Origin of the sequence: Xanthomonas vasicola (assembly GCF_000772705.2) — a bacterium.
Classification (GTDB): Bacteria; Pseudomonadota; Gammaproteobacteria; order Xanthomonadales; family Xanthomonadaceae; genus Xanthomonas; species Xanthomonas vasicola.
This window is the reverse complement of record NZ_JSBW02000071.1, coordinates 1-11,575: the sequence shown is the minus strand read 5'-3', so window position 1 is coordinate 11,575 and position 11,575 is coordinate 1. Positions and strand designations below refer to the sequence as shown.

General features: G+C 64.5%; 10 protein-coding genes and 2 pseudogenes. 6 read left to right on the top strand and 6 right to left on the bottom strand.

Annotated features, from left to right (window positions below; all coding sequences use genetic code 11):
* The 4 genes from NX05_RS18350 to NX05_RS25190 form a co-directional block, all read right to left on the bottom strand.
* The coding region (locus NX05_RS18350) for a transposase (protein WP_155550133.1) at positions 1–235 on the bottom strand (235 nt) is incomplete at its 3' end.
* Positions 236–502: 267 nt separating this feature from the next.
* Positions 503–901, bottom strand: a complete 399-nt coding sequence (locus NX05_RS18345) for a methyltransferase family protein (protein WP_053012874.1) — start codon at positions 899–901, stop codon at positions 503–505.
* Between the two features lie 803 nt (positions 902–1,704).
* Positions 1,705–3,543, bottom strand: a complete 1,839-nt coding sequence (ilvD, locus tag NX05_RS18335) for a dihydroxy-acid dehydratase (RefSeq protein ID WP_039432627.1) — start codon at positions 3,541–3,543, stop codon at positions 1,705–1,707.
* A 73-nt stretch (positions 3,544–3,616) separates the two neighbouring features.
* Entirely contained in the window at positions 3,617–3,739 is a 123-nt protein-coding gene (locus NX05_RS25190) for a hypothetical protein (RefSeq protein ID WP_261380861.1), read from the bottom strand.
* A gap of 187 nt (positions 3,740–3,926) precedes the next feature.
* Here NX05_RS25190 and NX05_RS18330 point away from each other — a divergent pair.
* Positions 3,927–5,278, top strand: a pseudogene (locus NX05_RS18330) (glycoside hydrolase family 5 protein).
* A gap of 93 nt (positions 5,279–5,371) precedes the next feature.
* A complete protein-coding gene (locus NX05_RS18325; RefSeq protein ID WP_227254311.1) occupies positions 5,372–5,593 on the top strand; it encodes a proteinase inhibitor in 222 nt (73 codons plus the stop codon).
* Between the two features lie 39 nt (positions 5,594–5,632).
* On the opposite strand, the gene NX05_RS18320 is transcribed toward NX05_RS18325, so the two are convergent.
* Entirely contained in the window at positions 5,633–6,178 is a 546-nt protein-coding gene (locus tag NX05_RS18320; RefSeq protein ID WP_039432623.1) for a gamma carbonic anhydrase family protein, read from the bottom strand.
* Positions 6,175–6,405: pseudogene (locus tag NX05_RS25295) on the bottom strand (hypothetical protein). Before NX05_RS25295 ends, NX05_RS18320 begins: the two are co-directional and overlap by 4 nt.
* A 244-nt stretch (positions 6,406–6,649) precedes the next feature.
* Between NX05_RS25295 and NX05_RS18315 the strand changes: the two are divergent.
* The 4 genes from NX05_RS18315 to NX05_RS18295 all read left to right on the top strand — a co-directional run.
* Positions 6,650–7,960: an MFS transporter gene (locus tag NX05_RS18315; protein WP_010369005.1), complete on the top strand. Its 1,311-nt coding sequence runs from the start codon at positions 6,650–6,652 to the stop codon at positions 7,958–7,960.
* A gap of 149 nt (positions 7,961–8,109) precedes the next feature.
* On the top strand, positions 8,110–9,357 hold the full coding sequence (locus NX05_RS18310) for a cyclic di-GMP phosphodiesterase (protein WP_039432633.1): 1,248 nt from the start codon (positions 8,110–8,112) through the stop codon (positions 9,355–9,357).
* 456 nt (positions 9,358–9,813) lie between these two features.
* A complete protein-coding gene (locus NX05_RS18300) occupies positions 9,814–10,344 on the top strand; it encodes a MarR family winged helix-turn-helix transcriptional regulator (RefSeq protein ID WP_039432617.1) in 531 nt (176 codons plus the stop codon).
* A 131-nt stretch (positions 10,345–10,475) separates the two neighbouring features.
* On the top strand, positions 10,476–11,575 hold a 1,100-nt coding region (locus NX05_RS18295; protein ID WP_253956542.1), incomplete at its 3' end, for a SphA family protein.

The window sequence follows — 11,575 nt, the reverse complement described above, 5'->3', positions numbered from 1 at the left end:
AGGTCTGCAATTGGGCGAACATCCGATCCAGCACACCGGACTTAGCCCAACGGTTCATGCGTGTGTACACCGTATGCCAGTTGCCAAAGCGCTTGGGCAGACCGCGCCATTTGCAGCCGTGCTCTGCGACGTAAAGGATGGCGTTGACCACCTGCAGATTGGTCATGCTGACATTGCCGCGCTGCGCAGGTAAGCAATGTTCGATGAGGGCAAATTGTGCTGGCGTGATCTCCATGTCCAATAGTTTAATCGCCCGAGCCATTAGTGTTAACAGGCCCTAGTGAAAGCGCATCTATTGATAGATCAATCCAGCTCCGTTCGTTTAGCCACGCCCAGAACTTATAGCTCCGCCGAGGAAACGGCCAGCACGTTTCCGGATGGAAGTTTGTGCAGACGCGCTGGAGCTTCCTTCTTTGGTGGCTTCATGCAACTCCCCTATCCATCTAACACCTGAGTTAAGCCGCGCAGCGAAGCGGCGTCGGCTTGGACGAATTGTTAGGGCTCAGGCCCAGCGACGGACCGCCCTGCTGTAGGCAGCGTACTGCGCCGGGAAGCGGGAGGACAGGTGCCGCTCTTCCGGCAGGATCTGGAAGCGGGTGATGTACGCCAAGAAGACGGCGACCGCGAGTAGCCCCCAAGGCTGCGCCAAGCAGGTGACCCAGCCGAGCAGCGCAACCGCGTAGCCCAGGTACATGGGTTTCCGGGAAAAGCGGTACGGCCCATGAGTGAGGGCGGACGCGAGCTCCGGCTGGACCGGACTGACCGAGGTGCCGGCATGCCGGAACAGGATCTTGGGCCACGCGTTGATGCCGAGACCCGCCACGATCAGCGCTGCCCCGACACACGAGAGCACCACTGACTGGGCACGGGTCCTAGGCAGGAGCCAAACGATGACCGCCATAGGGCCACAAGGACAGGAGGTGGCACCTTCGCTTCAAGCGGCGACATTGCTCCACGCATGAGCCCTAACACCTGAGTTAAGCCGAACCGCGTAGCGGTTTCGGCTTGAATGAATTGTTAGGCCGCAAGCCGATGCAGCCTGCGCCACGACTGGCGAAGCCCTACAAAGTGTACTAGACCAATGGCGAGACAGGTGGCCGAGCTCACGACCCAGAACGTGGGCTGTTGCCAGGGAAGTAGGCCATGACCGGGACGAACGCTACACCGCGAACGATGTAAACACCTGTAACCGCCGCGAGGACTGTTCGACGTAGCGGAAACGGCCGGAATACGCCCGCGGCCGAGAGTGCGTAGGCAGCCCAGGTGGCCAAGACGGTGGCGATCGCGAGCGTGACCACTTTGGGGTACCAGCTGCCTCCAGCGTGAAGTTGCGCCATCTGCTCTCCGGCGCCTAAGAGGCGGAAGAGCGGTGCGCCCACTACCAAGCATGCAAGATGTGCTAGTGCTGCAACGCCACTCAGCGCGCCGCCGACGATGAGAAGCCTGTTGGTTGGGCCTTCCACGCGATCTCCCTTGCGGACTAACTACTATTGGACCGCCTAAAAGCGGCGTTGCGCCAAGTATCGACTAAGCCCGGATATCTGTGAAGGCTGAATTCCTATTCCGCAGCAATGACTTGCCGGATGGGAACTGACAGTCTCGGCGCGCGCATGTTGCGATGACTGCGTTGCACAGCATGGCCTACCGATGCGTTGCATCGCGCCGGCCATCCGAAGCCAGCTCGCTTCGCCCCGCTCGCCGGCCTCAGCCGTCCAGCAACGCCTTATTCCGCACCGCACCCTTGTCCGCACTGGTCGCCAGCAACGCGTACGCCTTTAACGCCGTAGTGACCTTGCGCGGGCGCACTTCCACCGGCTTCCAGCCCTTGGCGTCTTGCTCTGCGCGACGAAGGGCGAGTTCCTCGTCCGAAATCAGCAGGTCGATCGAGCGCTTGGGAATATCGATCAGGATCTTGTCGCCATCGCGCACCAGGCCGATCGCGCCGCCTGCGGCGGCTTCTGGCGAGGCGTGGCCGATCGATAGCCCCGAAGTGCCGCCGGAGAAGCGGCCGTCGGTGAGCAGGGCGCATTGTTTGCCCAGGCCCTTGGATTTGAGGTAGCTGGTGGGGTAGAGCATTTCTTGCATGCCGGGGCCGCCCTTGGGGCCTTCGTAGCGGATCACCACCACATCACCTGCGACCACCTCATCGGCGAGGATGCCTTTCACAGCAGCATCCTGGCTCTCGAACACGCGGGCAGTGCCTTCGAACACGTGGATGGATTCGTCCACGCCTGCAGTCTTCACCACGCAGCCGTCGCGGGCGATATTGCCGTACAGCACGGCCAGGCCGCCTTCCTGCGAGAACGCATGTGCAACATCGCGGATGCAGCCGTCACTGCGGTCGGTATCCAGGCTGTCCCAACGCGTGGCCTGGCTGAAGGCGATCTGCGTGGGAATGCCGGCCGGGCCGGCCTTGTAGAACGTGTGTACTGTTTCATCGTCGGTCTGGGTGACATCCCATTGCGCGATGGCATCGGCCAGCGTGCGTGCGTGCACGGTGGCAGCATTTGTATGCAGCAGGCCGCCGCGTGCGAGTTCACCGAGAATGGCCATGATGCCGCCGGCGCGATGCACGTCTTCGATGTGGTACTTCGGCGTGTTCGGCGCAACCTTGCACAGCTGCGGCACGCGCTTGGACAGGCGGTCGATATCCTGCATGCCGAAGGCCACCTCGCCTTCCTGCGCGGCGGCGAGCAGGTGCAGGATGGTGTTGGTCGAGCCACCCATGGCGATATCCAGCGTCATCGCATTTTCGAAGGCTTCGAAGGTGGCGATGCCGCGCGGCAGGGCGGTGGGATCTTCGCCGCCGTACCAGCGGTGACACAGTTCCACCGCCACGCGTCCGGCGCGCAGAAACAGTTGCTCGCGGTCCGCGTGCGTGGCGACAACCGTGCCGTTGCCCGGCAGCGACAGGCCCAGCGCTTCGGTCAGGCAGTTCATCGAGTTGGCGGTGAACATGCCCGAGCACGAGCCACAGGTGGGGCAGGCACTGCGTTCGAACTCGGCCACCTTTTCATCAGAGGCGGTGTCGTCGGCGGCGATCACCATCGCGTCGATCAGGTCGAGCTTGTGCTCGGCCAGCTTGGTCTTGCCGGCTTCCATCGGGCCGCCGGAGACGAACACGGTGGGGATATTGAGCCGCAGCGCGGCCATCAACATGCCGGGGGTGATCTTGTCGCAATTGGAGATGCACACCAGCGCGTCGGCGCAATGCGCGTTGACCATGTATTCGACCGAGTCGGCGATGATCTCGCGGCTGGGCAACGAATACAGCATGCCGTCGTGGCCCATCGCGATGCCGTCGTCCACAGCGATGGTGTTGAACTCCTTGGCCACGCCGCCGACGCGTTCGATCTCGCGCGCGACCAGCTGACCAAGATCTTTCAGGTGCACATGCCCGGGCACGAACTGCGTGAACGAGTTGGCGATGGCGATGATGGGCTTGTGGAAGTCGCCATCACGCATGCCGGTGGCACGCCACAGGGCGCGGGCGCCGGCCATGTTGCGGCCGTGGGTGGAGGTCTTGGAGCGGTACTCGGGCATGGCGAATTCGACGGCTGATTGGCGAGCGGTGGCTGGCAATTAGAACGCGTCGTGACCGTTGCTGCTGCAACCGTCACTGCACGCGCAGGGTCTGCACGTTAGCACGCACGCCGGCGTGCACCTGCCGTGCAGCGGTGGGCGCTGCCGGCATGCCGTGCAGATGCCGCTCGTTCGCCATCGCCTTGCGAGCCCGCACGTGCGCGGCGTCGTTGGCCTGTCATGTAATGCGATGTAAACGTATGCGCCCGGGCATGCAGTGGCAGGAGTGCGAACCGGCGCCCAGATCCGGGCGCTGGGGCACGGTCACCATCGAGCGGACCGGTGCGGCCGAGGGGAGCTGCGCCGGCGAGGATCTTTCCAACGGCACCGCAGGAGGCGCCCCGATGTCCGACCATCCATCTCCACGCCGTGCACCAGCGGCATTGCCCCACTCCACCACGCCACCGGTCGCCGGCGGCATCACCCGCCGTCGTGTCCTGCAAGGTGCGGCCGGCGCCGCGGTCGTGGCCACCACCGGCTGGGCAGGCCGCGCAGCCGCGCAAAGCGCCAGCCTGCCGTCCGCTGGCCTCAACCTGTCCGGCCTGGCCTCCAATAGCTATGTGGAGAACGCCGGGATCGGCACGCATTACCGCGCCATCACTTGGCCGCGGCAGGGAACTGCCCGTTCTTCCGTCTGCCGACCACCGCCGCGCGCTTCACGCGTGGGCAGGGTGCGCCGTTGAACGAGAGCTACTGCAAGCAGGTGCAGGACGCGCTGGACAACATCGCTGCGCGCGGCAAGCGCGACATCGTGGAGTTGCACGATTACATGCGGCTGCCGCAGCGGGTGGCTGCCAAGAGCGGATATCGGCGCGATGCCAGCGGTGCATTCGTCGATGCGCGTGGCAACCGCGTCGGCGATCTGGCGGCGGCTGAGCTGTGGGCCGACACCTATCCGCTGCACAACTTCAATTACGCGGGCTATCTGGACAGTCGCGACCAGCTGCTCAAGCTTTACGAATACCGGGTGATCGGCACGCCGGGGTGCACGCTCTACAACGACGCCGGCTTGTCGGATCTGTGGGCGCGTATCGTCAACCGGTTGAAGCAGCATCCGGCGGTGTTCGGCTGGGGCGTCATGAACGAGCCGTACCAGGGCGCCGAGCGCAACGCCGATGGCAGCGTGCTGTCGATGGCCGCACATTGGCAGAAGACCGCCACCGCCTGCTCCAAGGCCATCATCGACCGCGATCGAAACCATTTCGTCTTCGTGTGCGGCAACGGTTATGCCAGCGCCCGGCGCTGGCAGGACGATTCGATGGACCTGTTCGACATCCCGGACCCATACGATCGCATCGTGTACGAGGCGCACAACTATCTCGACAGCAACGGCAGCGGGGGCGGTAACTGGATCGGGCCCGGTGGGCGCAACGAAGTGATCCAGCCGGATACCGGCATCAACATGGTCAGCCCGTTTATCGAAGCGCTGCAGCAGGCCGGCAAGCGCGGTTATCTGGGTGAGCACGGCTATCCGGCCGGCAATCGCAGCGCGGAGATCGCCACCACGCGCATGCTGGCGCATCTGCGGGCCTACAACATTCCCAGCACGCAATGGTGCTTTGGCCCCGGGTGGCCGGACGACGACGTGCTGGGCATGAGCCGCGACGTGGGTGCGGACATCCAGGCCAAGGCCAACCTGGCTGCGGTGCAGGCCTTCTTCGACGTGCGCCTGTCCAGCTACGTTCCGCCCCGCTAGCCGGCATCGCCGCCGCTGCCGGGAGGCGGCGGCGGTTTACACTGCGGCATGCACCTGGACATCCCCTGCCGCGCTGGCTGCGCGGCCTGCTGTATCGCCCCATCCATCAGTTCGGCCATTCCCGGCATGCCGCATGGCAAGCCGGCGGGGGTGCCGTGCGTGCAACTGGACGGGCAGGGCCGCTGCCGCCTGTTCGGCCTGCCGACGCGGCCAGCGGTCTGCACCCGCCTGCGTCCGTCCCAGGACATGTGCGGTACATCGCGCGCCCAGGCGCTGGCCACGTTGACGGCACTGGAGCACGCCACGCAGCCGTAGCCGTCACGCCCGCGCCATGCGCGCTGATGGCGCTGCGGCTCAGCTGGCGGGCGAGGCGCCCAGGTATTGGTCCTTGAGCCGCACGTAATGTTGCGCGGAGTAATGCAGGCTTTCGATTTCCTTGTCGCTGAGCGTGCGCGCCAAACGTGCAGGATTGCCCAACCACAACTCGGCTTCGCCAACCACCTTGCCCGGGCCGACCACCGCACCGGCACCGACGAAGCCATAGCGTTTGACCGCTGCGCCATCGAGCACGCAGGCCCCCATGCCGATCAGGCACAGGTCCTCGATCGTGCAGGCATGCAGGATGGTGCCGTGGCCGACGGTGACGTCCTCGCCGATCACCGTGGGGTAGCCGGCCTTGTTGAACGGGCTGTGGTGGCTGACGTGGATGATGGTGCCGTCCTGCACGTTGGTGCGCGCGCCGATCTGCACATGATTGACGTCGCCGCGAATTACGGTACCCGGCCAGACCGAGACGTCATCGCCCAGGCTTACCTTGCCGATGATGGTGCATGCAGGATCGACGTAAACGCGGGCACCCAGCTGCGGGGTGTGGTCCAGGAAGGGGCGGATCGGGGTCACAGCATCTCCGTCAAGTCAGCGTGCCGCCTACTGCGGACACGCTGCGGATGATACCTGCGCTGCGGTTGCCGCCGGGGCAGCAGCAGGGCAGTGCGCCGCAGCACTCAACGGGCGGATGCAATGCGTGCGAGGCCGCTGCCAGACGTCAGCAGGTGGGACGAGGTCCAATGGATTGTGCCGCGACGGCAGCTACGCCAAAGCCGCGGACAGCACGTCACGCGATGCATCCGAAGACATCGCAGCGCTGGCCAAGCGCGCTGGCGCATTTTCCGATAAGCGCACAGCGCTGCGGTCATCGGTCTTGAACCGGCGGTGCAATCGGCTAGCGTGTGCAGGCGGTGGCAAGCCACTATGCATGGGTAATCGCACGCATCGCTGTTCCGCCGCGCAGCCCGGCCTTGCGCACTGCGCCGTTCAACGGCGACTGCAGCGCCTTCGGACCATTCCTTTCTCACACTACAGGGCATGCCAATGCGTCAGCACACTGCATCGTTTGGGCACTTCGTGCTGGAGCGCATGACACCGTTTCAGTGGAGGGCCGTTGCGGTATGCGTGTTGCTGACGATGCTCGATGGCTTCGACGTGATGGCCATGGCGTTCACCGCGCCGCACGTGTCGGCGGACTGGCAGCTGTCGGGCAAGCTGCTGGGTATGCTCTTCAGCGCGGGCCTGATTGGCATGGCGCTTGGCGCGCTGGGGTTGGCGCCGTTGGCAGACCGCATCGGCCGTCGCGCGCTGACGCTGGCATGTCTGGCGATCCTGACCATCGGCATGGGCATGTCCGCACTGGCCAGCACTGCATGGCAGCTCGGGGCGCTGCGGCTCCTGACCGGTCTGGGGATCGGCGGTATGTTGGCCTGCGTTGCGGTCACGGCAGGGGAGTTTTCCAGCCCCCGTTGGCGCAACACTGCCATCGTGCTGCAGGTGACCGGCTACCCGGTCGGTGCCACGCTGGGCGGCATGATTGCCGAACTATTGATGCAGCAATGGTCGTGGCCTGCGGTGTTCGTACTCGGGGCAGTGGCATCGTTGCTTTGTGTGCCGTTGGTGTTTGCATTCCTGCCCGAGTCGCTGGAGTTCCTGATCATGCGCCGGCCACCCGATGCCGTCGCGCGCTTCAACGCCGTGCTGGCGCGGATGGGAATGCCGCCGCACGACGCGTTGCCGCCGCTACCGCCGCAGTCTGCCACGCAGGCACAAGGCTATCGGGCCCTGTTTGACGTTGCCATGCGGCGGCACACGCTGCTGATCGCGCTTGGCTTTTTTTCGCTGATGTTCGCGTTCTACTTCGTGATCAGCTGGACGCCGAAGCTGCTGGTGACCGCTGGCTCGTCGGCCACCGAGGGCGTCACGGGCGGGGTGCTGTTGAATCTTGGAGGCATCGGCGGCGGCGTGCTGTTCAGTGGGTTGGCCTCGTGCGTGCGGCTGTCGCGCCTGACGATCGGATCCCTGTTGCTGATGGGCCTGGCGATGCTGGCCTCCGGCCTGTGCACGACGCAGTTGAGCTGGGCGTTCGCTGTCGCCTTACTCACCGGGGCAGCAATGTTCGCTGCGGTGGGCGGCATGTACGCCATTGTTCCGATCGTCTTCAACGCTGCGGTGCGCTCGACTGCGCTGGGCTGGGCGATCGGGGTGGGGCGCTTCGGTGCGATCCTGTCGCCGTTCTGCGCCGGGGTGCTGCTGGACGCCGGATGGTCGCCGGCCATGTTGTATCTGGCCTGCAGCGTGCCGTTGCTGTTCGCCGTCGTCGCCGTGCTGGGGATGCGGCTGCCGAACCGCTGAGCGGCCCGCCTACAGCCGCGTCCGGCGTCACATCCAGGCCTTTCGTCGACCCGGTCGCGCGCCAAAGAAATCGTGCCATGTGCCGATAACACCGCAGACCGCCAAGCCGTGGCGAACTTTCCCTGGACATTGTGCAGACCAGCGCCGGCATGCTCAGAACCATCGACTCAGATCAACTCCGCCCCGGTATGTATGTCTACAAGCTGCTGGGCGCGTGGGTGCACCATCCGTTCTGGAAGACGTCGTTTCTGGTCGATTCCGACGATGTGGAGAAGATCCATGACAGCCGCATCGAGCAGCTGGTAATCGACACCGCGCGCGGGGTGGATGTGGAGGCGCCCACGAGCTCTGGCGCGTCTGCCGAACCGGGCGTACCGCCGAGTCCGGCGCCTGCGGCGCCTGAACCGCCGGAGCCTGCTGCCGAACCGCGTAGCGTGCGTACCAACAGCGTCACCGCGCAGGTCGGCATCGAAGCCGAGGTGGTGCGCGCACGCCGTATTTTCGAAGACGGCCGCGACATGGTCGAGGCGATGTTCCGCGATGTGCGGCTGGGGCGCACCGTCGACACGGAAGCGGCCATGCCGCTGGTGGAAGCCATCAACGACTCGGTGCTGCGGCATCCGCAGGCCTTGATCAGCGTGGCGCGGCTCAAGACCGCCGACGACTACACCTATCTGCATTCGATGGCCGTGGCCGGGCTGATGAGCGGCCTGGCGCGCCAGCTCGGCCTGCCCGAATCGCAAGTGGTGGAAGCAGCGATGGGCGGCCTGCTGCACGACATGGGCAAGGCGGTGACGCCGTTGGAGATTCTCAACAAGCCCGGCCGGCTCACCAGCGAAGAAATGGATGTCATGCGCCAGCATCCGTTGGACGGCCATCGGCTGCTGGTGGCTGGCGGCGTGCAGAACGCCGTGGTGCTGGAAATTGCGCTGCATCACCACGAAAAGATGGATGGCAGCGGCTACCCGAATCAGTTAGTCGGCGAAAATATTTCGTTGATGTCGCGAATGGGCGCGGTGTGCGACGTCTACGACGCCATCAGCTCGGACCGCCCTTACAAACGCGGCTGGGATCCGGCCGAATCGCTCAAGCAGATGGCGTCCTGGAAGGGCCATTTCGACCCGACGATTTTCCAGGCCTTCGTACGCCGGCTGGGCATCTATCCGGTTGGTTCGCTGGTGCGGCTGGAATCGCAAAAACTCGCGGTGGTGATCGAGCAGAGCCCTGATTCGCTGCTCAAGCCCAAGGTGCGCGTGTTCTATTCGGCCAAGTTGCGCAGCCACGTGCTGGTGCAGGACATCGACCTGTCGCGCCCGGACTGCCAGGACCGCATTGCGCAGATGGAAAGCCCCAGCGAGTGGGGCTTCCGCGATCTTGAAAAACTCTGGTTGCCGTAAGTGGGCGGCATAGGCGCTGTGCTGACAGGCGCCGCGGCAGTGGCGTGCTTGTGCCATGCAAGCCGACGCCGTGCCATCACCTTCAGCAGATATCCCAGCCGCACGTCTTGCGGCTTGCGACCAGCATGTGCTGCAGCCAGCAGCCAGCAGCCAGCAGCCCACAGAGCGCTTCCCGGCTAGCGAGCGCGACCATGCTGCGCTGCAGCTTGGCAATGTAGTTATGATAAATAAATAATCCGAAACGCAATCACTTGCCGCCCGGAATCATGTCCCAGTCCTGTCTGGATCACTGCCGTCCCACACCAGCTGCCGCGCTATGCCGCCGTTGCAAGGCGCGTGTGCGGAAGGGCGGCGTGCTGGATATGCGGACAGCGCATGCATCGGCGGCGTGGATGTCCACATCGACAGGCCTGGCCGCGTCTACAATACGGTGCACGCCGGGGATCGGCGTTGCGGATGGGGCGCATCGCGCGTACCGGTCCGCCCGCTGCCTTTGTTGTGAGAGCTGCCATGCCCGTCACTGCCCCTGCTGCGCCCTTGCCCGATGCCGTCACCACGGTGGATCAGGCGCGCCTGCTGCGGTTGCTGGGGTATCGCATCACCCGCACCGAGTTGTTGATCCGGCGGATGTTTCAGGAGTGCGTGGCAGCGTTCGACCTCAAGCCGGTCGATTTCTCGCTGCTGATGCTGGTGGATGGCAACCCGGGCATCAATCAGCGCCAGATCGGCGATGTGCTGCACGTATCGCCGCCGAATCTGGCGATCGTGGTGGCCAGGCTGGTCAAGCGTCGCCTGCTGCGGCAGGTGCGCGGGCGGCAGGACCGGCGCATGCAGCATCTTTCGCTGACCGCGGCCGGTGCCGCGCTACTGGCCGCCGCCGAAGCCGAAGTGCTGCGCATGGAACAGCAACTCAGTGCTGTGCTCGGATCCAGCGAAGCACCGCTGTTGCGCGCCCTGGACCGCTTGGATCGTCTGGACACACCGTAACGCGGCTCCGTCGGTCTGCCGTCGCCCGGCAGCGACTCTCAACGAAGGTTTCGATGGCATGTGCTGTGCGCAGCGCGGCGCATGCGCATGGCTGACGTTCGTAATGTGACACGTGCCGCTAATCCCTCCGAATGCTGGAGATGTCTGCAGTGATTCGATCATCGGTGATGCGTGGCGCTGGGATGGCAATAACGTGGCAGGTCCGCGCGCTGCTCGGTGTGTTGGGAGGGTTGGCAGCAGGCGCGGCACTGGCGCAGAGCGCGCCGCAGGGCGTACCGCAGAGCGCGTCGCTGACCAATGGCGTCAACACCGGTGGCACCAGCTTTCTGGACGGGTTCACCAGCACCACACCCGGGTTGGCGGTCATCACCTACCTGCGGCATAACGCGTTGGATGCAATCAAGGACGCCCGTGGCAACGATGTACCGGTGTTCGACAACCCGCGTATCGATTCCACCGTGCTGCTGACCCAGTTCGCTTACGTCACGCCCTACAAATTGTTCGGCGGATCGTTGGGCGTCACTGCACTGGTGCCGCTGGTCAATTTGGAGACCTCGTTCGGCCGCAACAGTATTGCCACGCTGCGCGACAACGGCGCCGGCTTGGGCGATGTGACATTCGGGCCATATCTGCAAATGCCGCCGGTGATACGCAACGGGCGAGCGGTGTTCTCGCAGCGATTCGAATTCGACGCCGTGGCGCCGGTTGGCAAGTTTGACCGCGACCGCGATCTCAACCAGGGCTCCGGTTACTGGTCGCTCATTCCCAGCTACGCATTCACGGTGCTTCCCACGCCCAATTGGGAAGTCAGCGCACGCATTAACTACATCTACAACTTTCGCAGCGAGCGTCGTCCGAACGTGTCGCCCGGCTTCGACTTCCGTAGCGGTCAGGCAGGCGATGCAGGCTGGATCAATTTCGCCACCTCCTGGGAACTGACGCAGAAGCTGCGGCTGGGCGTCAACGCGTATTACCTAGCCCAATTCCGCGACAACCGCACCAACGACGAGCGCGTGCCGGACAGCCGTCAGCGCGCGTTCTATGCAGGGCCGGGTGCGGTATGGCGCTTTGATGCCAAGAACATCCTGTTCGCCAACCTCTACCTAGTCGCCCCTGAAAAACCCCAGACCACATCCATTGCAAGGCTTCATCTGCGTTATCGGTGTGCTGGAATTGCCAGTTTTCGTTACGCTACGTCCTGGTTTCTGGCAGTTTTCGCCCATGCGTACAC

Excerpts from the sequence above, each read along its gene's own strand:
- NX05_RS18315 (WP_010369005.1), top strand. The coding sequence starts at position 6,650 with ATGCGTCAGCACACTGCATCGTTTGGGCACTTCGTGCTGGAGCGCATG.
- ilvD (WP_039432627.1), bottom strand. The coding sequence starts at position 3,543 with ATGCCCGAGTACCGCTCCAAGACCTCCACCCACGGCCGCAACATGGCC.
- NX05_RS18345 (WP_053012874.1), bottom strand. The coding sequence starts at position 901 with ATGGCGGTCATCGTTTGGCTCCTGCCTAGGACCCGTGCCCAGTCAGTG.
- NX05_RS18300 (WP_039432617.1), top strand. The coding sequence starts at position 9,814 with ATGGGGCGCATCGCGCGTACCGGTCCGCCCGCTGCCTTTGTTGTGAGA.
- NX05_RS18310 (WP_039432633.1), top strand. The coding sequence starts at position 8,110 with ATGCTCAGAACCATCGACTCAGATCAACTCCGCCCCGGTATGTATGTC.